The following is a 23,924-nucleotide window of genomic DNA, read 5'->3' on the forward strand; positions in this document are numbered from 1 at the left end:
ATACGTGTCTTACAGGATCATAAATGTAAGACACCCGTATCATCAGGAATCTATATTTTTTATGTTTATTCTGGTATTTAGATACCTTTTAGCCTCTATTTTGTTTTAAAGAATAGCCAAAAGGTATGTAAGTAATAGATCTTTATTCACGTAACACAATTTAAAGGAGGAGTTAATCAATGAGTATGTTTTGTTATCAGTGTCAAGAAGCTTCTAAAAATAAGGGTTGTGAAGTTCTAGGAGTTTGTGGAAAAAAAGAGAATGTGGCAAACTTGCAAGATCTACTAATCTACACAGTCAAAGGTATTGCTCAAATTGTTCAGAAAAGTCATATGGCTACCAAAGATCTTCAACGTGTTAATCAAGAAGCATTTACTAGTATTTTTATGACAATCACCAATGCAAATTTTGATAGCAGGGCTGTGGAAGCACAGATCAAAAAAATGATATCCCTTCGTAATGCTTTAACTCATAATCTATCTTCGGAAGAACTCCACGATGCTGCTAAGTTTCAATTAAATAGCATGGATGATATGGAAAAAAAAGCAGCTAGTACAGCAGTTGGCGTTATGGCCACTCAGGATGAAGATGTGCGTTCTTTGCGAGAGCTGATTACTTACGGGGTAAAAGGCATCGCTGCCTATGGCGAACATGCCATGAACTACGGGAAATCAGATCAGGAAATCATCAGTTTTGTCTATGAAGCCCTAGCAGCTACTCTGAATGATAACTTATCTGTGGATGAACTGGTGGCTTTAACCATTAAAACAGGCGACTATGGTGTGAAAGTAATGGCATTATTGGACGAAGCCAATACATCTAAATATGGCGATCCTGAAATTACGGAAGTTAATATTGGTGTTCGCCACAATCCTGCTGTCCTCATCTCTGGACATGATTTAGTTGATTTGGAAATGTTATTGCAACAAACTGAAGGATCAGGCGTAGATGTTTATACGCATAGTGAAATGCTCCCTGGCCATTATTACCCTGCCTTCAAAAAATATGATCACTTTGTAGGAAACTACGGCGGATCATGGTGGCAACAAATTACAGATTTCGAATCCTTTCATGGACCCATTTTATTTACAACGAATTGTATCGTACCTCCCAAAAATGAAGAAGTTAAACATCGAATTTACACAACAGGTGCCGCTGGTTTTCCTGGATGTACTCACATTGATAGGGATGCAAGTGGAAGCAAAGACTTTTCAATCATCATTGACCATGCAAAAAAACTTCAGGCGCCAAAAGAAATCGAAACTGGCAGTATCCTTGGTGGCTTTGCCCACAATCAAGTCATAGCTTTGGCTGACAAAGTGGTGGACGCAGTTAAATCTGGGGCCATCAAAAAATTCGTTGTGATGGCAGGTTGTGACGGCCGAATGAAATCTAGAACTTACTATACGGATTTTGCACAAAAATTACCAAGGGATACGGTTATCCTAACGGCAGGTTGTGCGAAATACCGCTATAACAAGCTAAACCTTGGTGACATCGGTGGAATCCCAAGAGTACTAGATGCTGGCCAATGCAATGATTCTTACTCCCTAGCCGTCATTGCGCTTAAACTAAAAGAAGTTTTTGAACTAGAAGATATAAATGAACTTCCCATCGCCTATAACATCGCTTGGTATGAACAAAAAGCAGTCATCGTTCTATTAGCTCTACTTTCTCTTGGCGTTAAGAATATTCACCTCGGGCCAACGCTTCCAGCTTTCTTGTCTAAAAATGTTGCAAATGTATTGGTGGATACCTTTGGAATAGCAGGTATCAATTCCGTCGACGATGATATGAATTTGTTACTTGGATAAAAAAACACGACAAAAAACCTTCTCATTAATTGAGAAGGTTTTTAATTTTGGCAGGGGTGGCAGGATTTGAACCCACGGCATACGGTTTTGGAGACCGTCGTTCTACCAGACTGAACTACACCCCTATGTTTTTATTTTTTAGATATTCTATTACTTACCCCTAGTTTATTAAAATATGGTGGGCCTTCAGGGACTCGAACCCCGCACCTGCCGGTTATGAGCCGGATGCTCTAACCATCTGAGCTAAAGGCCCTCTCTTTGCTATCTAGCTCAATATATTATGTTGAACTTAAGTACGTCTCCTCAAGCAAAAAGCAAGGATGGTATTAGGTTTTTATGTGGCGGAGAGGGTGGGATTCGAACCCACGGCCCCTTTCGGAGTCACTGGTTTTCAAGACCAGCTCCTTAAACCACTCGGACACCTCTCCTGGTGACCCATCCGCGACTCGAACGCGGGACACCCTGATTAAAAGTCAGGTGCTCTGCCAACTGAGCTAATGGGTCTATGATGGCTGGGATAGCAGGACTCGAACCTGCGCATGACGGAGTCAAAGTCCGGTGCCTTACCGACTTGGCTATATCCCAATGAAAATGGCGTGCCCACAGGGATTCGAACCCCGGACACACGGCTTAGAAGGCCGTTGCTCTATCCAACTGAGCTATGGGCACATATTTGATTAGTTTGGTTGCGGGGACAGGATTTGAACCTGCGACCTCCGGGTTATGAGCCCGACGAGCTTCCAGCTGCTCCACCCCGCGTCATTATTCTATTCGTATCATCAACTTACTGGTGCCGAAGACCGGAATCGAACCGGTACGATCGATTAGGATCGCAGGATTTTAAGTCCTGTGCGTCTGCCAGTTCCGCCACTTCGGCTTGTTGGCCTATCTTTTTATATAAGGTAAGAAGACGCAGCGACCTACTCTCCCGGGAAGTCTCCTTCCAGGTACCATCAGCGCTGAAGGGCTTAACGGCTGTGTTCGAGATGGAAACAGGTGTTTCCCCTTCGCTATGGCCACGCCTTCTATTGTTCCCTCAAAACTACATGAAACGTTCTGCACAGGTTAGGTCAAGTCCTCGTACCATTAGTACCGGTCAGCTGCATGCATTGCTGCACTTCTACCTCCGGCCTATCAACCAGATCGTCTTTCTGGGGTCTTACCTCCTTACGGAGTGGGAAATCTCATCTTGAGGCGGGCTTCGTGCTTAGATGCCTTCAGCACTTATCCCTGCCATACGTAGCTACCCAGCGATGCTCTTGGCAGAACAACTGGTTCACCAGCGGTATGTCCATCCCGGTCCTCTCGTACTAAGGACAGATCCTCTCAAATTTCCAACGCCTGCGACGGATAGGGACCGAACTGTCTCACGACGTTCTGAACCCAGCTCGCGTACCACTTTAATGGGCGAACAGCCCAACCCTTGGGACCTACTTCAGCCCCAGGATGTGATGAGCCGACATCGAGGTGCCAAACCTCCCCGTCGATGTGGACTCTTGGGGGAGATAAGCCTGTTATCCCCGGGGTAGCTTTTATCCGTTGAGCGATGGCCCTTCCACGCGGTACCACCGGATCACTAAGTCCGACTTTCGTCCTTGCTCGACTTGTAGGTCTCGCATTCAAGCTCCCTTGTGCCTTTACACTCTACGCACGATTTCCGACCGTGCTGAGGGAACCTTTGAGCGCCTCCGTTACTCTTTAGGAGGCGACCGCCCCAGTCAAACTGCCCGCCTGACAGTGTCCCAGAACCGGGTTACGGTTCGTGGTTAGAATTCCAGTACGAAAAGAGTGGTATCCCAAAGGCGACTCCTCCGAAACTGGCGTTCCGGGTTCTTAGTCTCCCACCTATTCTGTACGTTCCGTACCAAAATCCAATGTCAGGCTGCAGTAAAGCTCCACGGGGTCTTTCCGTCCTGTCGCAGGTAACCAGCATCTTCACTGGTATTACAATTTCACCGGGTCTATTGTTGAGACAGTGCCCAAATCGTTACGCCTTTCGTGCGGGTCGGAACTTACCCGACAAGGAATTTCGCTACCTTAGGACCGTTATAGTTACGGCCGCCGTTTACTGGGGCTTCGGCTCCGAGCTTCGGTTACCCTAACTCTTCCCCTTAACCTTCCAGCACCGGGCAGGCGTCAGCCCCTATACTTCGTCTTTCGACTTTGCAGAGACCTGTGTTTTTGCTAAACAGTCGCTTGGGCCTATTCACTGCGGCCGGGGGAGGCTCCTAAAGTTTTTTATTCACCTCTCCCGGCACCCCTTCTCCCGAAGTTACGGGGTCATTTTGCCGAGTTCCTTAACAATAGTTCTCCCGTTCGTCTTAGGATTCTCTCCTCACCCACCTGTGTCGGTTTGCGGTACGGGCACCTTGATTCTCGATAGTGGCTTTTCTTGACAGTGTGGATTCAACCGCTTCGCTACTTATATTTCGCTCCCCATCACTTCTCAGGATTGAACCAGCGGATTTGCCTACCGGTTCTCCCTACCTGCTTGGACGCGCTCAACCAACGGCGCGCTCGGTCTATCCTCCTGTGTCCCCACTTCTCTCAATCGAATCTCGGTGGTACAGGAATCTCCACCTGTTATCCATCGCCTACGCCTTTCGGCCTCGGCTTAGGTCCCGACTTACCCTGAGCGGACGAGCCTTCCTCAGGAAACCTTGGGTTTTCGACGGGCAGGTTTCTCACCTGCCTCTCGTTACTCATGCCAACATTCTCTCTTGTGTGCGGTCCACCAGATTTCACAATCCAACTTCGCTCCGCACGCATTGCTCGCCTACCATGTACCTTAGTACATCCAAAACTTCGGTGGTATGTTTTAGCCCCGGTTATTTTCGGCGCAAGATCCCTGGACCAGTGAGCTATTACGCACTCTTTAAATGTATGGCTGCTTCTAAGCCAACATCCTGGTTGTCTATGCAATCTCACATCCTTTTCCACTTAACATACACTTGGGGACCTTAGTTGTTGGTCTGGGCTGTTTCCCTCTCGACTACGGATCTTATCACTCGCAGTCTGACTCCTGGATTTCTCGATAGGCATTCGGAGTTTGATAGGTGTTGGTAACCGGTGAAGGTCCCGCGACCATTCAGTGCTCTACCTCCTATCGAGGTTTGTTCCAAGGCTAGCCCTAAAGCTATTTCGGCGAGAACCAGCTATTTCCGTGCTCGATTGGAATTTCTCCCCTACCCACAGCTCATCCAATGACTTTTCAACGTCACCTGGTTCGGTCCTCCACGAGATTTTACTCTCGCTTCAACCTGGCCATGGGTAGATCGCACGGTTTCGGGTCTGCAACCGGTAACTATTCGCCCTATTAAGACTCGCTTTCGCTACGGCTCCGCTCCTGAAGAGCTTAACCTTGCTACCAATCGCAACTCGTTGGCCCGTTCTACAAAAAGTACGCGGTCACATTCGTTAAAAATGCTCCCACAGCTTGTAAGCAAAGGGTTTCAGGTTCTATTTCACTCCCCTCCCGGGGTTCTTTTCACCTTTCCCTCACGGTACTATTCGCTATCGGTCACTGGGTCGTATTTAGCCTTGGGGGGTGGTCCCCCCGCGTTCCCACCGGGTTTCTCGTGTCCGGTGGTACTCTGGAGCATTCTCGTTGTGGTTCGCAATTTCGTCTACGGGATTGTTACCCTCTTTGACTCGCCTTCCCAGACGATTCGACTATCGCTACTTCTCAACTTAATGAAAATGTCCGAACCCCAAATGGCCGTAACCATTTGGTTTGGGCTCTTCCCGTTTCGCTCGCCGCTACTCGGGGAATCGATGTTTCTTTCTCTTCCTCGGGGTACTTAGATGTTTCAGTTCCCCCGGTCTCCCTTCCAACCACTATGTATTCATGGTTGGATACGCCAGGTTCTCCTGACGTGGGTTTCCCCATTCGGATATCTACGGATCAATGCTTGCTTGCAGCTCCCCGTAGCGTTTCGCCGCTTACCGCGTCCTTCTTCGGCGCCCAGTGCCAAGGCATTCGCCCTTTGCTCTTTCTTTCTTGACCTGTTTTACTGCTTTTCTGTGCTTTCTTCGTTTCATGTAGTTTTCAAGGAACAGTCTAAAAAATCAAGCACGGTTGTTAACTCTGTGGTGGAGACGAGGAGATTTGAACTCCTGACCCCCTGCTTGCAAGGCAGGTGCTCTCCCAACTGAGCTACGCCCCCGTTGTGCTTGTCTTTTGGTGAGCTGATTCGCTCAAAACCGAACAGCAGATGTTCGAAACCTTTTTTTACTCCTTAGAAAGGAGGTGATCCAGCCGCACCTTCCGATACGGCTACCTTGTTACGACTTCACCCCAGTTATCGGCTTCACCTTCGACAGTTCCGTCCGTTAGGTTCGGTAACTGGCTTCGGGTGCTTCCGACTTCCGTGGTGTGACGGGCGGTGTGTACAAGACCCGGGAACGCATTCACCGCGACATGCTGATTCGCGATTACTAGCAACTCCAACTTCATGGGGGCGAGTTGCAGCCCTCAATCCGAACTGGGACCGACTTTATGGGGTTCGCTCCAGATTGCTCTTTCGCTGCCCTTTGTATCGGCCATTGTAGCACGTGTGTAGCCCTGAACATAAGGGGCATGATGATTTGACGTCATCCCCACCTTCCTCCGGTTTATCACCGGCAGTCTCATTAGAGTGCCCAACTTAACTTGCTGGCAACTAATAACAGGGGTTGCGCTCGTTGCGGGACTTAACCCAACATCTCACGACACGAGCTGACGACAACCATGCACCACCTGTCTCCTCTGTCCCGAAGGAAAGGCAATCTTACTTGCCGGTCAGAGGGATGTCAAGCTCAGGTAAGGTTCTTCGCGTTGCTTCGAATTAAACCACATGCTCCGCTGCTTGTGCGGGTCCCCGTCAATTCCTTTGAGTTTCACTCTTGCGAGCGTACTCCCCAGGCGGAGTGCTTATTGCGTTAGCTCCGGCACTGAGGTTTGACCCCCAACACCTAGCACTCATCGTTTACGGCGTGGACTACCAGGGTATCTAATCCTGTTCGCTCCCCACGCTTTCGTGCCTCAGCGTCAGTTACAGTCCAGTAAGTCGCCTTCGCCACTGGTGTTCCTCCTAATATCTACGCATTTCACCGCTACACTAGGAATTCCACTTACCTCTCCTGTACTCAAGCTAAGCAGTTTCAAAGGCTTACATTGGTTGAGCCAATGCCTTTCACCCCTGACTTACTTAGCCGCCTACGCACCCTTTACGCCCAGTGATTCCGGATAACGCTTGCCCCCTACGTATTACCGCGGCTGCTGGCACGTAGTTAGCCGGGGCTTCCTCCTATGGTACCGTCACTTCTTCTTCCCATAGGACAGAGCTTTACGACCCGAAGGCCTTCTTCGCTCACGCGGCGTTGCTGCATCAGGGTTTCCCCCATTGTGCAATATTCCCCACTGCTGCCTCCCGTAGGAGTCTGGACCGTGTCTCAGTTCCAGTGTGGCCGGTCACCCTCTCAGGTCGGCTACTGATCATCGCCTTGGTGAGCCGTTACCTCTCCAACTAGCTAATCAGACGCGGGCCCGTCTTGATCCGATAAATCTTTCTCTATTAAAAGATGCCTTTCAATAGAGCTATGCGGTATTAGCACTGGTTTCCCAATGTTGTCCCCCTGATCAAGGTTGGTTGCCCACGCGTTACTCACCCGTCCGCCGCTAAGTAACTTCTTCTTCCATCCGAAGATTTCCGAAAAAGTACTCCGCTCGACTTGCATGTGTTAGGCACGCCGCCAGCGTTCATCCTGAGCCAGGATCAAACTCTTATATAAAGTCTTCCCTAACCCAAGCCTAAGCTTGCGTTTCTTACTATCACGTCTTTGACGTGTGGTTTCGTTCTTTTCTGCTGTTCAGTTTTCAAGGAACCATTTTGTCGCCGCTGTTTTGTTAGTAAAATCTTTGTTTTTTGCGGCTCATTTAATATACCACTTTTAACGGGGGGTGTCAACAATTTTTAAATATTTATTGTCTTTTTTTTTAAGCACCCTTTATTTCATCATGTATTCCTTTACTTTCCTACTATCTTATCATATGATATTAGCAGAGGCAGAGTAGACATTATGCGTTAAGTGTTGAGAGATGGGAGGTTGCTCTCAAACGAAGAATTGTTCGTTCGCGTTATGATGTTGCTTCCGCTGCCACATTGGAGAAATCATCCCTTTATTTCTCTTATGTGGGGTCATCATTGCCTCACCAAAGAGAAAGGAGGTGTGCATATGTTTCTAACAAACACCGGACGTATATCCACTAAAGTTTTAGTGATGGCGTCTTTTTTTGTGGGCATCAACATTATTCTTTCCCGCATCGGAGCCATTATGCTTTTCAACAACAGTGTTCGTATGAGTTTTGGGAATGTTCCTTTAATCATTTCAGGCATTATGCTAGGGCCATTAGCTGGATTTTTGACTGGTATCGTAAGTGACTTGCTGGGATTTTTGATCAACTCCCATGGAGGCGCTTATCATCCTGGATTTACCATAAGTGCTGGGTTAACTGGTCTTATACCAGGATTTGTCGCCTTACTTGGGACTCGGTTTGGATTCCAAAAATTCTCTCTACCTACGGTTATATCATCTAATCTGCTTGTTTATTTCTTAATTTCTGGATTTTTAAACACCGTCTGGTTAACTCATTTGCTTGGCACTGGTTTCTGGGTTTTGTTCCCAGCAAGACTAGCCAGCCATGGTCTTGTTACGATTGTCAATACAATGCTGGTTTATGCCGTGGTCAAGTCTTTCCAAAAGACCAATCTGATTCCTGGCTTAGTATAGGATAGGATAGATCCTCATTCAATGCTATTCCTAAAAAGCTCCTGCTCTTTGGCAGGAGCTTTTTGCTGCTAACATCGTTTTCTGAAAACGCTACTTTCCTTTTTCCAAGACTCTCAGGGCTTTGATTTTCATCTCCCATGTGTTGTAAGGAGCTGTTTGATTTGCCTTCTCAAAACCCTGTCTTCCATGGCTTCCTTGGAACATCTCCACTGCCAATTATTGGTGGTGGTTCCAGGGAAGTTCATTCTAGCTTCCGTCCCAAGACATAAATAATCCTGCATTTGAACCATAGCGACGCCAGCATTTGTCTTAAACAACAAATCCAATAGCAGCCAGCAAGTCTGTTCTAGTGATCCTTTAACATTAATCTGATGGTATTGATTCAAACGTCGGCTAATGGTTTTATCTTTTCTGGCTTCTGCTTCAATCCAACCGACCATCGTATCATTGTCGTGAGTACCACTGTAGGCAAAGGTGTTTTTTTCATATTCAAAAGGTCTTTCCTTTTTGCTGATTTTAGAATAGAAGGAAAACTGCAGTATTTTCATTCCTGGCAGCGAAAACTTTTTTTTCAACGCTTTCACCGGAGGTGTAATGATCCCCAAATCTTCGGCAATAAATGGGAGTTTAGGCCAATCTTTTCTTAGAGAATTTAAAAAAGCTTCTCCTGGGGCTTTCACCCATTTACCCTTAACAGCTGTTTTTTCATCCGCTGGTATCTCCCAGTATGCTTCAAAACCACGAAAATGATCGATTCTTATAAGATCTACCAGTTCCAACAGATGACTAATTCGCTTTTTCCACCAGTTGAAATTGTTTTGTTTCATTACTTCCCAACGATAGTGTGGGTTTCCCCATCGTTGACCAGTTTCAGAAAAATAGTCTGGTGGTACACCAGCCACCACCGTTGGCCTTCCATTTTTTTCTAATTGAAATAAACCAGGACTCGACCAAACATCCGCACTATCATGGGCTATAAATATTGGTAAGTCACCGATTACTTGGATATTATTCTTTTGAAGGGTTCTTTTCATATGTTCCCACTGGGTAAAAAAACAATATTGTAAAAACTCATAATAACGAATAACTCCTTGGTTTTCTTTTTGAAAGGCCTCTAAGGCCTCTTTTTCACGATCTCTTAGTCCCGATGGCCATACATGCCATGGTTTCCCCTTTTCTTGGTCTTTTATCGCTCTAAAGAGACAATAATCTTCCAACCATCCTTTATGATGTTCCAAAAATGTTGAATAGCTTTTCTCACGGACTCGACTATTAAAACGTAAAAATGCTTGTTGAAATAGTTTTTCCTTCCATTGTCTACATGCTTCGTAGTTAACTTTGCTTTCACTAAAATCCGGTGCCGCTTCCAGCTCTTGTTTCTTTAAATATCCATCTTCATATAACCACAACGGGTCTATGAATAATTCTTCTCCAGCAAAGGCAGAGTAGCTTTGATAAGGAGATTCTCCGTATCCAACAGGATGAATGGGAAGTATCTGCCAATACCGATGCTCTGTTTGAACTAAAAAGTCAAGCAACTCTCTTGTCCCACTGCCTATATCCCCTATTCCATGTTTAGTTGGTAATGAGCTTATATGCAGGAGTAAGCCGGCACTTTTTTCAGAAATAATCATGCCAATCCTCTACCTTTTTTCGGTTTATACATTTTATCCCAATATTCCTGTACCATTCGAGATGCGGAAAAAGCTTCTTTTACTGATGTTATGCTTTCCATCATCATGTTTACCCATTTTTCATGGTTTTCATAATAGGTCGGTATCACTTCATCAAGCAAAACTTCATATAGGGCTTGTGCATCTTTATGATTCTGCTTTTCTTCGGTCTGAGGAACGATTTCATCTCCAATAGCCCATCCATTATAGCCATGTTGGCAGGCTTCCGGCCACCAACCATCTAAAATACTCAAATTAAGCACTCCATTCATAGCTGCTTTCATCCCAGAAGTTCCACAGGCTTCTTTGGGCCTCTGGGGATTGTTCAGCCAAACATCACATCCTCTGGTCAATTTAGCGCCCAGATCCATATCATAATTTTGTAGTAATACAACGGATTTGGGATGCTTTTTCTGCATTTCATGTAAAGTGCTTAGCATTTCTTTTCCCTTGGCATCCATTGGATGAGACTTCCCTGAAAACACCAGTTGAATCTTTCCATTCTCTAGCAGTGATTGCACTTTTTCTGGCTGACTAAAAATCAAATTACTTCTTTTATACGGGGTCATTCTTCTAGCAAACCCTATAAGCAATTTATCTGTTTCTAGCTTTGTACCTGTTCTTTTAAAAATGGTTTCGATAAGCGTTTTTTTATTTTCCTGATGGATTTTCCAACATTCACTAGAATCCAAGAATTCATTCATGAACCGTTGATCCATCCATGTTTTCCCATGCACTCCATTGGTTATATTAATTAACGGAGCTTTCTCTGGAACCTTACGCCACATTTTTTTGGTTGTCTCTAGGTGAAGAGCCGCCACCGAGTTGGCTTTTCTGGAAAGACGAAATCCCGCCACGGTCATATTAAAGGGAATCCCTCCAATTTCAGCTAGTTGTTCAATGGTGAGGCCAATATTGGCACTCATGTATCGAAGCCTTGAAATGGGATGAATTTCATTTCCTGCTTCTACTGGTGTATGCGTCGTAAAAACGATTTGTTTTCTTGTCTGTTCCCAAGCTTCATAAAATGAAAAGCCTTTTTTCATTTTTTCTGAGATTAACTCTAATCCAGCTAGGGCTGCATGGCCTTCGTTAAAATGATACGTCTCCACTTCAATCCCCAATGCTTTTAGTGCTTTTACACCCCCTGAACCCAAAACAATTTCCTGCGCCACACGTTCCTCATCGTTGCCTCCATAAAGTTGTTTCGTAATGCCATGATAAGGAGACCCTGGCACATCTGTATCCAACAAATACAAAGGTGCGTTTTGATACGCTTCTGTTTTCCACACTTTGATAGGTACGGACATTTCTCGAATCCTTACTTCCACTGTGGTTCCAGTATCTTCTAGTTTAGATGTGTCAATATCCCGATAACAATCATATACATTCCCCTTATCATCCAGTCGCTGCTCTACATAGCCCTGTTTCCACTTTATACCAATGGCTACCAAGGGTATTTCCTTATCTTTACATGCCTTCAAATGATCTCCTGCTAAAATCCCTAAACCTCCTGAATAAATATTAAACTCAGATGCTAGTCCATATTCCATGCAAAAATAAGCTACTTTTTTCTGTTCTGACTTTTTCTTTGTCACTTTATCACCCTTTCTTCTTTGCCTTAGACTAAAAACAATCCAACACCTATCATAAAGAACAAAGGAGGGATCATCATTGCCATCATCTTACCCATTTTCGCACTAAAAAAATCAGCTGTTAGTACTAAACATAGATGCATTGGTGATAACATAATTCCTGCAAAACCACTGACATGAGCTAGTGCCATTAACGTTAAATCTATCTCTGTCATCATTCCTAAAAGAATTGGAAATGCAATAGCCACAAAAGCATGAGAGAGACCAGTGAAAAAACCAATGGAAAAAGGAAGCAACATACATAACAGCACCAGGGGTATTCCCCATTCCATCATCTGTTCTACCAAAATTGTCACGGCACCAGAAGCCTCCAACATTTCTTTAAAAATCATGACCCCTGCTAAAATCAAAATGATCTTTGCTGAAACGGATTCCTTGAGAAATGCGGGTATTTTTGCTAAAGGTATTCTTAAGGAAAGAAACATTGGTGTGATGACCAACAAAAGAGAGATCCATAAAGGCAAACCAGCTATAAAAAAGAGCAAAAGAATTGCCAAAATAGGTGATATTCCCTTTAACAACTCTCCAACGCGCTTTATTTTTTGAGATTCTGATGCTATTTCAACTTCCTTGGGAAGGGATCTAAAGTCTTTTTTCATATGATAAAACAAGTAGGGACATCCTAAGAGGATTGCCATCACCGTAAATGGGTATGTATTTCGAATAAATTGATTCATTGGCACTCCCATAATTTCAGATGCAATGATTAAAGATGGATACAATGGCAATACGCATTCCCAAACGTGTCGGTACCAAAAATTAATGACGCCTTTTCGTTCTGCACTCATAGAATGATCCCCACAAGCATTGGCTACCATAGATGCTGAAAACAACGCCCCTCCCGCCGATGGTAATAGCCCCATAAATACAGCTGGAACAGGCATGACCAAACGATAATCTCGAATTAGATAATTCAGTGAATCCACTATTGTTTCCAACATTTTCCGTTGTCTCATGAGGTACTCCAAGATCATGATAAAAATAAGTGCTGCTGATGTTTGTAAAGTAGATGTGTTGGTAAGGGCCACCATTATGGTTTCAATGGTTTCTAAAAACGTCATATGGTAAAAAAAAGCCATCAATACAGACCCTATTGTCATGGCAATTCCAAGGTTTATTTTGCGTTGGATCATCAACAATATGAGCACAAAGATAGCTACTAATTTAACTAACTCCAAGGATTTCACCCTCTTCCCATTTTTTATTGATGAAGATTTTTTCCTTCACGCCTTTCTGTGATTGTATCATGAATTTCTATGGGAAGAAATGATTTGCAAGCTCATCTATCTCTATTTTTTCAAAAAGGAACAGGATTCTTCGGTAATGGTGTCCATTCTCGAAAAATCCTGTCAACTGCAGAGACCTCTTAGGTTGCCTGGATATTCAGTTTTATTGTTTATCGAATATTGGATTCCGCATACCCCCTGACATTTTGCATTAGAACTTGATGAACAATTTTCATGCAAACAGCCTTTCTTTCATACAAGGTAACGGTTCTTTTCATAGGAATACAAGGATTTCACTCTGTCTCCTATTGTTATTATGCGAAGTCCACTCCGCATCTTAGGACGTCTCTGCATTTAAAGAGTTGTTTTGCCAGGCTACAAAACCTCTTTCCTTGAATATATTATACCACTTTCTGATAATTCAATCAATCTTTTTTTCTGCTTTTTTAGAAGATCATCGCTTGTTTTATTTCTTCGATAGAAGAAAATCCTTGTTCTATCATGTAGGCCTCCAATCCCTCTAAAACCTTTATGGTGGCACAAGGATCAGAAAAATTCGCTGTTCCAACTGCTACACCAGTAGCCCCAGCCAAAATGAATTCTGCTGCATCTTCTCCGTTGGTAATGCCTCCCATGCCAATCACAGGAATCTGTACCGCCTTACCAACCTGATATACCATCCTTAGGGCTACTGGCTTGATAGCTGGACCTGAGAGTCCTCCCATTATGTTTCCTAATAGCGGCTTTTTCTGATGTATATCGATGGCCATGCCCATCAATGTATTGATCAAAGAGACCGCATCGGCTCCTTCACTTTCAACGGCCTTTGCAATTTCAGTAATATCGGTTACGTTAGGACTTAGTTTTACTATCAGTGGTTGTTTAGCTACTTTCTTCACTTGTTTAACAACCAACGCAGCCATCTGTGGATCAGTTCCAAAGGCGATGCCACCTTCTTTTATATTGGGGCAGGAGATATTTAATTCCAACATATCAACCTCTGTTTCTGCCAATTTTTCAACCACACTAGAATATTCTTCCATGCTTTTGCCCGAAACATTAACAATAATCCGAGTATCGTACTGTTTCAGGAAAGGAATGTCCTTTTCGATAAAGGAATCTACCCCTGGATTTTGTAATCCTACTGCATTAAGCATTCCCCCATAGGTCTCTGCCACTCTTGGTGTTGGATTGCCTTTCCAAGGTGTCAAACTAACGCCTTTTACAACCACTGCCCCAAGCCGATTTAAGTCTACATACTCACCATATTCTCTTCCAGAGCCAAAGGTTCCAGAAGCAGACATCACAGGATTTTTTAAGGAAACTCCTGCAATTTTCACAGAAAGGTCTGGTTTTTTACCCATTGATTTAGTCATCCCATACCACCTCCTGACTCCAAAATACAGGCCCGTCTGCACACACTCTTTGGTAATCCCCTTCCTTCTGGTTTTCTTGTGCTATTTTGCAGGTGCATGTTAAACAGGCACCGATGCCACAGGCCATCCGTTCTTCAAGAGAAACTTGGGCAGGTATCTCTTTTTCTTTGGCCCAAGCCGAAAGTGCTTTTAACATAGGTCGGGGCCCACAGCTATAAATCCTATCACCACTTGCTTGTCTCTGATTCATGTTATCGATAACCGTTCCACAGTGTCCTACACACCCATTATCTGTTGATATATGAACATTCGCATCTAAGGCTTGAAATTCTTCTACCAGAAATGGGGTGGTACTATATCCCAGATAGATTTCTTTCGTTCCTTGGATACGTCTAGCCAATTCCAAAAGTGGCGGAATCCCCATCCCTCCTCCAACAAGGATGCTTTTCCTCACTGTGGCATCCACTTTAAACCCCTTTCCAAGGGGGCTCATTACAGACAAGGTCTCACCTACCTTCATGCAGGAAAGATCTTTTGTTCCATTTCCAACAACTGCATATACAAGTCGTAGAGCATTTTTTTCACGATCCGCTTCACAAATACTTAACGGACGGGGCAATAGCTTTTCTCCTTGGTTCAATTTTACATGAACAAATTGGCCTGGTTCTACTTCATCCGCAATGCCTGGAGCTTTCAACCAAAGGCTCCAAGAATTTTCTCCTATTTTTGTCTGATCTATGATGGTTGTTGTAATCATTTTTTTCATGCCTTCCCTCCTATTTCTACCACTTCTAATGCCTCTATTTCTAGACCACTTTCCATAATACGAATCATCGCTTCCAAAGTATCTAAAGATGTCACCAAGGGAACGCCAGCTTCAACTGCATTTCTCCGAATACGAAATCCATCTCTTAGGCTATCGTTTCCTTTTGTCGGTGTATTCACAATCATATCTATGGTTCCACTTCTAATAAGATCCAGTAAATTAGGGACTCCTTCTTTGATTTTTTTAACCTGTTCAACGGGTATTTCATATTGTTCCAGATGCTTAGCCGTTCCTACTGTAGCCTTCAAGTGAAATCCCAGGGCATGAAGTCGTTTTGCTAACTGAGCAAAGTTTTCATGTTCATGTAGGTTGACCGTGGCCAATATGGTACCTTGCTTAGTTGGCATCTTGATGCCCGCAGCCATCAGTCCTTTATACATGGCTTCTGTGTAACTCTTGCCTATTCCTAAAACTTCTCCAGTGGATCTCATCTCTGGTCCAAGGCTTACTTCCACCATCGGAAGCTTTTCTGTTGAAAACACAGGGACTTTAACGGTATAAAATGCTGGCTCTTTATAAAGCCCTATGCCCCAGCCCATATCCTTCAGCTTTTCTCCCAGCATAGCTCTGGTTGCAAGTTCAATCACTGGTACTCCCGTAACTTTACTAATATAGGGCACTGTTCGACTAGAACGTGGGTTGACTTCAATCAGGTACAATTTGTCTTCAAATTCAATAAACTGGATACTGACCATGCCTAAGGTTTGTAATCCTTTGGCTACTTTGTGTGTCACCTCTAAAAGTTCTGCCTTTCTTTCCTTTGACAAATGTTCAGATGGATAAAGCGATGTGCTGTCCCCAGAATGTACCCCTGCCCGATCCAAATGCTCCATGATTCCTGGAATCAAAAGATCTTCACCATCGTAAATGGCATCCACTTCAATTTCACGGCCCATCAGGTAACAATCGATCAACACAGGGTTTTTATGGTCTGCTTTAAAGGCTTCTGTCAAGTATTTCTCCAGTTCCATTGCATCTCTTGTGATCTCCATACCTCTTCCACCAAGAACATAGGATGGACGCACCAGAACTGGATATCCTAGCTCTTGGGCGACTTTTAACCCTTCTCCTAATGACCAAACTGCTTTTCCTTTCGGTCGTCTAATCTTTAGATCTTCCATTAATGCTTCAAATTTTTCCCGGTCTTCTGCTGCATCAATTTGTTCAGGCTGTGTCCCAAGAATAGGAATATCCATTTCTCGGAAAAAATCTGCCAGTTTGATGGCAGTCTGGCCTCCAAACTGGAGGATTACACCCTCGGGTCTTTCTTTCTCCACAATGTTTAAAACATCTTCTTCTGTTAGAGGTTCAAAATATAGTTCATCAGAAATATTGAAATCCGTACTCACGGTTTCCGGATTGTTGTTGACCATGATGGTTTCCATCCCTGCTTTTTTCAGTGCTAGAATGCTGTGTACAGAACAATAGTCAAACTCTATTCCCTGGCCAATACGAATTGGCCCAGACCCGATCACCATGATTTTTCGTCGATCTGTCACCTCCACTTCATCCACCTGATCGTAGGTGGAGTAATAATAAGGGGATTGGGCTTCAAATTCGCCACCACAGGTATCCACCATTTTATAAACTGGATGAATGTTCCACTTGTTACGCAGGGCATAAAGGTCCTGAGGGCTGCATCCTATCAAATCAGCCATCCCTTTGTCTGAAAACCCTTTTTGCTTATAGTTTCTAAGGATTTCCGCTGTTAATGTATCCAGAGTTTCTTCTCTAAGAGCCTCTTCCATAGCAACAATCCCTTGAATTTTATTAATAAAAAAAGGATCCATCCCAGTAATCTGAGACACTTTGTCTACTCGATAATTTCGACGAAGCATTTCTGCCAAATCAAAGATACGCTCGTCATCTGGGATTTGAATTTGTGCCTTTAGTTCTTCAAGGCTTTTTTTCTCAGAATCCCAATGACAAAGACTGTATTGACCAATTTCAAGAGATCTAATCCCTTTTAAAAATGCTGCCTCAAAATTATTTCCAAGGGCCATCACTTCCCCTGTAGCCATCATTTTAGTCCCTAATGAGCGTTTTGCGTTGCGAAATTTATCAAAGGGCCATTTTGGAATTTTAAGAACCACATAGTCCAAGGTCGGTTCAAAGCAAGCAAAAGTCTTTCCTGTCACTTCATTTTTTATTTCATCTAACCCATACCCCAGCGCTATCTTAGCACCTACCTTGGCAATGGGATAACCTGTTGCCTTGGAAGCAAGAGCAGAAGATCGACTGACCCGAGGATTTATCTCAATGACTGCATATTCAAAACTCCTAGGATGCATAGCAAACTGTACATTGCATCCGCCTTCAATCCCTACCGCATTTATAATATCAATAGCGGCTGTCCGCAGCATTTGATGCTCTTTATCGCTTAAGGTTTGAACCGGAGCAATCACTATACTATCGCCGGTATGAACACCAACTGGATCTATGTTTTCCATGTTGCATACGGTAATGCATGTGCCGTTAGCATCGCGCATCACTTCGTATTCGATCTCCTTCCACCCTAAAACAGATTTCTCTAACAATACTTGACCAACTCTGCTAAGATGAAGGCCTCTAGCCAGAATTTCTTCCAACTCCTGGTCATCGTAAGCCATGCCTCCACCAGTTCCTCCTAAGGTATAGGCTGGCCGTACTATCACTGGATAACCTACTTCCACCGCAAAAGCCAGCCCTTCTTCCAGATTCGTAACCGTAGCACTTTCAATGACGGGTTGTTCAATGCGTTCCATCATAGCTTTGAACCGTTCTCGGTCTTCTCCTTCTTTTATGGATTCGATGGATGTCCCAATAACTTGTACTCCATATTTTTCCAAAATTCCGCTATCATTTAACTCAACCGCCAAATTTAGAGCTGTTTGGCCTCCCATTCCTGCCATCAAGCTATCTGGCTTCTCTTTTTTAATGACTTTTTCAACGAATTCAACGGTTAAAGGTTCCAGATATATTTTATCTGCAAAGGCTTTATCTGTCATAATAGTCGCCGGATTGCTGTTTATTAAAACCACTTCTATACCTTCTTCTTTTAAAGCTTGGCAAGCCTGAGTTCCAGAATAATCAAATTCAGCTGCCTGTCCAATAATAATAGGACCGGAACCAATTACCAACACTTTTTTTATGCTTGTATTTTTAGGCATCTTCGTTTCCTCCCTTCATCGAGCTGATAAATTCATCAAATAAGTATTTAGTTTCTCTTGGTCCTGGACTAGCTTCTGGATGAAACTGCACACTAAAAACTGGTAAGCTTTTATGCCGAAGGCCTTCTATTGATTGATCATTTAGGTTAATATGGGTAATCTCTAAGGCTTCTGGTACTTGAGTAACCATATATCCATGATTTTGAGAGGTAATATACACTTTTCCCTGTTGTAGATCTTTCACAGGATGGTTGCATCCACGATGTCCGAACTTCATTTTTTCACTTCGCCCCCCTAAAGCTAAGTTTATTAATTGATGTCCAAGACAAATCCCAAATATTGGTTTTTTTCCTACAAGCATTTTAATATTAGCGGCTACTTCCAACATGTCTTCAGGATCACCTGGTCCATTGGACAAAAGAATTCCATCTGGATTAACGGCCAAAATCTCTTCAGCCGTCGACTTAGCAGGAAATACCGTGATCCGACAGTCTCTCCATTGAAGGGAACGAAGGATGTTTTCCTTTATACCACAATCCAACACTGCCACATGAGCTCCGGTTCCACTTATTTCATAACTTTCCGAAACAGTCACCTGCTCCACTGCATTTTGATTGTTAAAGTGGAGGAATTTATGTTTTATTTGGCTTTCTGAAACATCCTGAAGAGATATTATCCCTTTCATAGATCCTTCCTCACGTATGATTTTAGTAAGTGCTCTTGTGTCGATTCCTTCCAGCCCTATTATTTTATGATGTTTCAAATATCCATCCAGATCCATTTCACACCGCCAGTTACTAGGAAAATTAGATTTTTCTCGAAGGATAATCCCTCTAGGATGAGGTTTAGATGACTCAATGTCCTCCAAATTAATTCCATAGTTTCCAATGAGCGGATATGTGAAGGTAACTATTTGGCCGTGATAAGATGGATCTGTCAACACTTCTTGATACCCAGTCATTCCAGTGGTGAAAACAACTTCTCCTACGCTTTCTTTTTGATACCCAAAGGCTATTCCATCAAAGGTTATTCCATTTTCTAGTATTAATCTTGCACTCATCTTATAATCCTCCTGTTCAAAGTAGGTTGTCTTCCTTTGAAAAACAAAAAAAGCAATGAAAAAGCAGCGTATCCTGCTTTTTTCATTGCCCTATAATCTTTCCTACATAATAATACCATTGACAGGTCATTCGATACCTAAGGTTCACATTAACACTCCCTTTCTGACCTCACAGGATCAATTTAAAGGTGTTTTCTTTTATCTAGTTTATATCTTCAAAACAGCTTATCATGATATCCTATCTCTGTCAATAATTTTATAAAAAAGAAAGGATCAGAGATCCACTTCCCAGCGCCCATGTATAGTAAGAGAAATAATAAAGTCTTCCTTGTGCAATCATACGTATTAATGCTCTAATGGCAAAAACACCTGCTAAAAAAGAGGTTATAATCCCAACCATTAACATACTTAATGTCACATCCACCGTTCCAACTTCCAGAGCCTCCACCACTTCTAGCATTGTGGCTAAGGCGATGATCGGGAAAGATAGTAAGAAAGAATATCGAGTCGCTGTATGTTTGTTGATGCCCTGGAATAAAGCACCAGAAATAGTTGCTCCCGACCTAGACATACCAGGTGTAATAGCAAATCCTTGAAAAACACCAACAGCTACTGCATTTTTCCATGTCATTTCTGATAATTCTTTTTTATTGTTCTGGAACTGCTGAGATCGCTCTGATGTCCACAGTAGCGTTCCCGTTAGAATAAGCGCGATACCAATCACCCTTTGTGATGTATAGATATTGGCGAAAAGATCCCTAAGTAATAGGCCCATAATCCCCGTCGGAATGGTTCCCACAATGATAAGAAAAGCCAACTTTCGGTATTCATTTTCCAATCCTAAGCCTTTCCCTCTAAGGGCATCCATACACATTTTAAAAAATGCTATCAAAATATTAACCAGATCCGACCAATATACCACCAGTACCGAAAACAAGGTGCCTATATGGAGCATTACGGTCAAAAAAAACACTCGATCCTCTGGCACTCCCAACAAAAACTGAGTTAGGGCTAAATGACCAGAACTACTCACAGGCAAAAACTCCGTTATTCCCTGTACAATTCCCAGGACAATCGCTTGAAACAACGTCATATAAATATCCTCCCGTCACTGTTGTTTTCTTACTCACAATGGTTTATTATATTCGATTCTCTTGCCTACTGTCAAAGGCTATCTAGCACTTTTCTTATATCTTTCCACTTCTTATGTGATATGCTCTCACTATTCTTTTTCATTTTAAAAAATCATTTATCAGAGAACTTGTTTTTACCAACTCGATGCCTGCATACGGCCACCATAAGGTAATATTTTGTTTCCAAATTAGGTTTTTCTATCCTTACATCCACCTGATGATACATTTCCACATCAAAATGCACTTCTAATATTTCCATAAATTCCTTTTCTAAATATTGATGTACATGAAATGGCGAGGCGCATGGCTTTCCTTTTCCTTTTCCAAAAGGCGTCGAAATCAGCAAAACACCATCTTTTTTCAGCATTTTCGCTATGTTTTCCATCACTAGATGATCTTCATGCAAATGTTCAATCACTTCGTAGCACGTAATGGTATCAAAGATTCCCACTTGATCTACAATATTTTCATCTCGGATATCTCCTTGAAAAAAGGATGCTTTCTGATACCCATACATTTCACGTGCATAAGCAATGCTTTCTTGGTCCCAATCAATTCCCACTATCTGCTCGATTTCTCGTTCTTCATCTAAGTCCAGCAAGATTTCTATCCCATATCCAACACCACAGCCAAGGTCAAGTACCTTTCCTTTGCAATATGTCGAAGCAAATTCATACCGAGCTATATGCTCTTTCAGCATTCCATTTTTAGGATTCATCAATTCCGGAACCACTCGTTCACCAGTATATTCCATTATTATTCCACTCTCTCTTTCTTTTTTTGACAAGTAATGAATTTGATCATACTTTGCTTTTCTTTATTCATTCTACTATAATGATAGGAGAATAACCATTACCCAAAGGAGTGATTATCATGTCTGTTCAAGGATATGTTCATGTTTACACTGGCAACGGAAAGGGCAAAACCACTGCAGCACTTGGTCTTAGCCTAAGAGCCATTTGTAGCGGCAAAAAAGTATATATGGGACAATTTGTTAAAGGTATGGCTTATAGCGAAATGGAAGCGCCTTCCTTGCTACATGGAATTACCATAGAACAATATGGTCGTGATTGTTTTATTAAGAATAACCCCACAGAAGAAGATAAGCGAATCGCTCTGGAAGGACTCCAAAAAGCTAAAGAAATCATCCAAAGTCAAGCTTACGACCTTGTTATTCTTGATGAACTAAACATTGCTCTCTATTATCAATTAATTCCCATTGCAGATGTCCTTGACCTCATTGCTACAAAGCCTGCTCAAATGGAGTTGGTCATTACCGGAAGATATGCGCCAGAAGAAGTAATAGCTGCAGCAGATTTGGTAACGGAAATGAAAGAAATAAAACATTATTACCAACAGGGAGTCCAGGCACGTAGGGGCATCGAAAACTGATCCTTCCTCATCTAACTCACATTATTGTATATTTCTTAGCCATCAAAAAAACAGCTCACGTATGTGAGCTGTTTTTTGAAAGCAATGATTATCTTTTCGAAAACTGTGGTGCTCTACGGGCTTTTTTAAGACCGTACTTCTTACGTTCAACCATTCGAGCATCTCTCGTTAAGAATCCTGCTTTTTTCAACGTGTCTTTTAATTCTCCGTCTGCTTTCACTAATGCTCGGGAAATCCCGTGTCTTAATGCTCCAGACTGGCCTGTAAATCCTCCACCATGTACCCTTGCTAAAACATCATACTGACTCAATGTATTTGTTTTTTCAAGTGGGCTTCTTACAAGCTCTCTTAAGGTTTCATAATTAAGGTATTCATTAATGTCTTTATCATTAATAATAATTTTACCATCGCCTGGTACTAATCGAACTCTGGCAACAGATGTCTTACGACGTCCGGTTCCCCAATAGACTACATTACTCATCTTTCAAAACTCCTTCCTGAAAAAAGTCATTACACGTCCAGAACTTCTGGCTTTTGTGCCTGGTGTGCATGTTCACTGCCAGCATAAACTTTAAGTTTTTTATACATTTGACGACCTAATCGGTTTTTAGGAAGCATTCCTCTAACCGAGTGCTCAACTACTCGTTCTGGATGTGTATTCAACACATTTCTCAACGAAACTTTTCTTTGTCCGCCTGGATATCCAGTATGACGAACATGGAATGATTGATCTAGTTTTTTGCCGGTCAATTCTACCTTTTCAGCATTAACAACGATGACATAATCGCCTGTGTCAATATGACTGGTGTATTCTGGTTTATGTTTCCCCATCAGGATCATAGCAATTTGTGTTGAAAGACGACCTAAGGTTTTTCCTTCTGCGTCTACAACATACCACTTGCGGTCAATATCGCTTGGTTTAGCCATATATGATTTCATGTTTTTACCTCCTTGTTGCAAAAAAAACTTGCAATTCGTAATTCATTCTCCATTATTCTAAAAGAACTATTCTGCCTAGGACCCGGGGCGGGATCCCTTAGACACACTCCATAATATTAAACCATTGTGCCTGGTGTGTCAAGCCTTAAATAAATTTCGTCATAATAAACTTTGTTTAAAAACAATCCTTGGGCTGGTGCGGTCCATTTATGATAACATCTCTTCTGGAGATGTAGGCGTTTCTCTAATTGATTTATATCCGATTTGTTCATTCCTATTTCTACAACAGCAGCGACTATCATCCGCACCATTTTATACAAAAATCCGTTGCCTTCCACTATAATGGATATTTCTTCGGGTGTTTTCCCTTGTACTAATTCCATATGCGTGATGGTTCTGACCGTATCTTTTACATCACTGCCCTTGGCCATAAACTGACAAAAGTCATGGGTGCCCTTAAAAACTTCCAACGCCTCTTTCATCCCTTCTCTACAAAGAGACCTAGCTAAGTGCCATGCATAATGGCGATGAATAGCACTTCGATATTGTTGATTGATAATTCGATACTCATACTGCTTGCCTTTGGCGCTGTACCGTGCATGAAATTCTGGTGACACTTCTAAGGCACTGGTAACCACAATATCCTCTGGCAAGCAACTGTTCATAGCATCTGGAAACTTTTCTGTAGGGATGCTACACTGGATTTCAAAACTTGCACATTGACCATATGCGTGAACTTTAGCATCCGTTCTTCCAGCGCCATGAATGGTTATGGTCTGACCAGTCAGTCCTTCTAGTGCTTTCATCAACTCTTCCTGAATGCTTTTCCCATTTGGCTGAATTTGCCAACCACTGTAGTTACTGCCATCGTATTGAATATTAATCTTCAGATTTCTCTTCATTTTACACC

Annotated in this window: 15 protein-coding genes, 9 tRNA genes, 3 rRNA genes and 1 riboswitch; of the genes, 3 read left to right on the forward strand and 24 right to left on the reverse strand. The window is 42.8% G+C overall.

Translation table 11 applies throughout. The features are described from left to right. Window positions 1–179 precede the first annotated feature (179 nt). Window positions 180–1,814, forward strand: a complete 1,635-nt coding sequence (gene hcp, locus ACZ47N_RS03460) for a hydroxylamine reductase (protein WP_464887755.1) — start codon at window positions 180–182, stop codon at window positions 1,812–1,814. A gap of 48 nt (window positions 1,815–1,862) precedes the next feature. On the opposite strand, the gene ACZ47N_RS03465 is transcribed toward hcp, so the two are convergent. The 12 genes from ACZ47N_RS03465 to ACZ47N_RS03520 all read right to left on the reverse strand — a co-directional run bounded on the left by ACZ47N_RS03465 (window position 1,863) and on the right by ACZ47N_RS03520 (window position 7,586). Continuing rightward, a tRNA-Trp gene (locus ACZ47N_RS03465) sits at window positions 1,863–1,939 on the reverse strand. Window positions 1,940–1,990: 51 nt separating this feature from the next. Next, window positions 1,991–2,067: transfer RNA gene (locus tag ACZ47N_RS03470), tRNA-Ile, on the reverse strand. Between the two features lie 86 nt (window positions 2,068–2,153). Continuing rightward, a tRNA-Ser gene (locus ACZ47N_RS03475) sits at window positions 2,154–2,242 on the reverse strand. After that, a tRNA-Lys gene (locus ACZ47N_RS03480) sits at window positions 2,243–2,318 on the reverse strand. Window positions 2,319–2,323: 5 nt separating this feature from the next. Further along, window positions 2,324–2,399: transfer RNA gene (locus ACZ47N_RS03485), tRNA-Gln, on the reverse strand. Between the two features lie 7 nt (window positions 2,400–2,406). Next, window positions 2,407–2,483: transfer RNA gene (locus ACZ47N_RS03490), tRNA-Arg, on the reverse strand. Window positions 2,484–2,497: 14 nt separating this feature from the next. Continuing rightward, window positions 2,498–2,573, reverse strand: a tRNA-Met gene (locus tag ACZ47N_RS03495). A gap of 29 nt (window positions 2,574–2,602) precedes the next feature. Continuing rightward, a tRNA-Leu gene (locus ACZ47N_RS03500) sits at window positions 2,603–2,691 on the reverse strand. A 30-nt stretch (window positions 2,692–2,721) separates the two neighbouring features. After that, window positions 2,722–2,838: ribosomal RNA gene (gene rrf / locus ACZ47N_RS03505) — 5S ribosomal RNA — on the reverse strand. A 42-nt stretch (window positions 2,839–2,880) separates the two neighbouring features. Continuing rightward, window positions 2,881–5,820 (reverse strand): 23S ribosomal RNA (locus tag ACZ47N_RS03510). An 84-nt stretch (window positions 5,821–5,904) separates the two neighbouring features. Further along, window positions 5,905–5,980, reverse strand: a tRNA-Ala gene (locus ACZ47N_RS03515). A gap of 76 nt (window positions 5,981–6,056) precedes the next feature. Then, a 16S ribosomal RNA gene (locus ACZ47N_RS03520) occupies window positions 6,057–7,586 on the reverse strand. The 16S, 23S and 5S rRNA genes sit together here with 9 tRNA genes alongside, the layout of an rRNA operon. 273 nt (window positions 7,587–7,859) lie before the next feature. Continuing rightward, a riboswitch (THF riboswitch) is annotated at window positions 7,860–7,954 on the forward strand. A 76-nt stretch (window positions 7,955–8,030) separates the two neighbouring features. Between ACZ47N_RS03520 and ACZ47N_RS03525 the strand changes: the two genes are divergently transcribed. Continuing rightward, the gene (locus ACZ47N_RS03525; RefSeq protein WP_464887756.1) at window positions 8,031–8,585 is read left to right on the forward strand and encodes a folate family ECF transporter S component; all 555 of its coding nucleotides are present in this window, start codon (window positions 8,031–8,033) and stop codon (window positions 8,583–8,585) included. A gap of 128 nt (window positions 8,586–8,713) precedes the next feature. Here the strand turns inward: ACZ47N_RS03525 and malQ are convergent, their stop codons facing one another. From malQ to ACZ47N_RS03570, 9 genes are all read right to left on the reverse strand, one after another. Continuing rightward, window positions 8,714–10,219, reverse strand: coding sequence for a 4-alpha-glucanotransferase (gene malQ / locus ACZ47N_RS03530; RefSeq protein WP_464887757.1), 1,506 nt, complete (start codon window positions 10,217–10,219; stop codon window positions 8,714–8,716). Next, window positions 10,216–11,856 (reverse strand): alpha-glucan family phosphorylase, encoded by a 1,641-nt coding sequence (gene glgP, locus ACZ47N_RS03535; RefSeq protein ID WP_464887758.1) that lies wholly within the window; start codon window positions 11,854–11,856, stop codon window positions 10,216–10,218. The genes malQ and glgP overlap by 4 nt, the downstream gene beginning before the upstream one ends. 23 nt (window positions 11,857–11,879) lie before the next feature. Continuing rightward, complete coding sequence (locus ACZ47N_RS03540) at window positions 11,880–13,091, reverse strand: DUF401 family protein (protein ID WP_464887759.1); 1,212 nt, start codon at window positions 13,089–13,091, stop codon at window positions 11,880–11,882. Between the two features lie 494 nt (window positions 13,092–13,585). Next, window positions 13,586–14,515, reverse strand: a complete 930-nt coding sequence (locus ACZ47N_RS03545; RefSeq protein WP_464887760.1) for a dihydroorotate dehydrogenase — start codon at window positions 14,513–14,515, stop codon at window positions 13,586–13,588. Continuing rightward, a complete protein-coding gene (locus ACZ47N_RS03550) occupies window positions 14,508–15,281 on the reverse strand; it encodes a dihydroorotate dehydrogenase electron transfer subunit (RefSeq protein WP_464887761.1) in 774 nt (257 codons plus the stop codon). Before ACZ47N_RS03550 ends, ACZ47N_RS03545 begins: the two co-directional genes overlap by 8 nt. Continuing rightward, window positions 15,278–18,490, reverse strand: coding sequence for a carbamoyl-phosphate synthase large subunit (gene carB / locus ACZ47N_RS03555; RefSeq protein WP_464887762.1), 3,213 nt, complete (start codon window positions 18,488–18,490; stop codon window positions 15,278–15,280). The genes ACZ47N_RS03550 and carB overlap by 4 nt, the downstream gene beginning before the upstream one ends. Next, a complete protein-coding gene (gene carA / locus ACZ47N_RS03560) occupies window positions 18,483–19,550 on the reverse strand; it encodes a glutamine-hydrolyzing carbamoyl-phosphate synthase small subunit (protein WP_464887763.1) in 1,068 nt (355 codons plus the stop codon). Before carA ends, carB begins: the two co-directional genes overlap by 8 nt. 256 nt (window positions 19,551–19,806) lie before the next feature. Further along, window positions 19,807–20,643, reverse strand: coding sequence for an undecaprenyl-diphosphatase UppP (gene uppP / locus ACZ47N_RS03565; RefSeq protein ID WP_464887764.1), 837 nt, complete (start codon window positions 20,641–20,643; stop codon window positions 19,807–19,809). Window positions 20,644–20,795: 152 nt separating this feature from the next. Next, on the reverse strand, window positions 20,796–21,437 hold the full coding sequence (locus tag ACZ47N_RS03570) for a class I SAM-dependent methyltransferase (RefSeq protein ID WP_464887765.1): 642 nt from the start codon (window positions 21,435–21,437) through the stop codon (window positions 20,796–20,798). 119 nt (window positions 21,438–21,556) lie between these two features. Between ACZ47N_RS03570 and cobO the strand changes: the two genes are divergently transcribed. After that, the gene (gene cobO / locus ACZ47N_RS03575; RefSeq protein WP_464887766.1) at window positions 21,557–22,075 is read left to right on the forward strand and encodes a cob(I)yrinic acid a,c-diamide adenosyltransferase; all 519 of its coding nucleotides are present in this window, start codon (window positions 21,557–21,559) and stop codon (window positions 22,073–22,075) included. A gap of 88 nt (window positions 22,076–22,163) precedes the next feature. On the opposite strand, the gene rpsI is transcribed toward cobO, so the two are convergent. From rpsI to truA, 3 genes are all read right to left on the reverse strand, one after another. Beyond that, on the reverse strand, window positions 22,164–22,556 hold the full coding sequence (gene rpsI / locus ACZ47N_RS03580; protein ID WP_464887767.1) for a 30S ribosomal protein S9: 393 nt from the start codon (window positions 22,554–22,556) through the stop codon (window positions 22,164–22,166). A gap of 29 nt (window positions 22,557–22,585) precedes the next feature. Continuing rightward, entirely contained in the window at window positions 22,586–23,014 is a 429-nt protein-coding gene (gene rplM / locus ACZ47N_RS03585; protein ID WP_464887768.1) for a 50S ribosomal protein L13, read from the reverse strand. A 116-nt stretch (window positions 23,015–23,130) separates the two neighbouring features. After that, window positions 23,131–23,916, reverse strand: a complete 786-nt coding sequence (truA, locus tag ACZ47N_RS03590) for a tRNA pseudouridine(38-40) synthase TruA (protein ID WP_464887769.1) — start codon at window positions 23,914–23,916, stop codon at window positions 23,131–23,133. Between the last annotated feature and the right edge of the window lie 8 nt (window positions 23,917–23,924).

Source organism: Tindallia texcoconensis (assembly GCF_055383815.1).

Coding starts and splice junctions, on each gene's coding strand:
- ACZ47N_RS03570 (WP_464887765.1), bottom strand. CDS start 21,437: ATGGAATATACTGGTGAACGAGTGGTTCCGGAATTGATGAATCCTAAA.
- malQ (WP_464887757.1), bottom strand. CDS start 10,219: ATGATTATTTCTGAAAAAAGTGCCGGCTTACTCCTGCATATAAGCTCA.
- ACZ47N_RS03545 (WP_464887760.1), bottom strand. CDS start 14,515: ATGACTAAATCAATGGGTAAAAAACCAGACCTTTCTGTGAAAATTGCA.
- rpsI (WP_464887767.1), bottom strand. CDS start 22,556: ATGAGTAATGTAGTCTATTGGGGAACCGGACGTCGTAAGACATCTGTT.
- ACZ47N_RS03550 (WP_464887761.1), bottom strand. CDS start 15,281: ATGAAAAAAATGATTACAACAACCATCATAGATCAGACAAAAATAGGA.
- ACZ47N_RS03525 (WP_464887756.1), top strand. CDS start 8,031: ATGTTTCTAACAAACACCGGACGTATATCCACTAAAGTTTTAGTGATG.
- truA (WP_464887769.1), bottom strand. CDS start 23,916: ATGAAGAGAAATCTGAAGATTAATATTCAATACGATGGCAGTAACTAC.
- cobO (WP_464887766.1), top strand. CDS start 21,557: ATGTCTGTTCAAGGATATGTTCATGTTTACACTGGCAACGGAAAGGGC.
- carB (WP_464887762.1), bottom strand. CDS start 18,490: ATGCCTAAAAATACAAGCATAAAAAAAGTGTTGGTAATTGGTTCCGGT.
- uppP (WP_464887764.1), bottom strand. CDS start 20,643: ATGACGTTGTTTCAAGCGATTGTCCTGGGAATTGTACAGGGAATAACG.
- hcp (WP_464887755.1), top strand. CDS start 180: ATGAGTATGTTTTGTTATCAGTGTCAAGAAGCTTCTAAAAATAAGGGT.
- carA (WP_464887763.1), bottom strand. CDS start 19,550: ATGAGTGCAAGATTAATACTAGAAAATGGAATAACCTTTGATGGAATA.
- rplM (WP_464887768.1), bottom strand. CDS start 23,014: ATGAAATCATATATGGCTAAACCAAGCGATATTGACCGCAAGTGGTAT.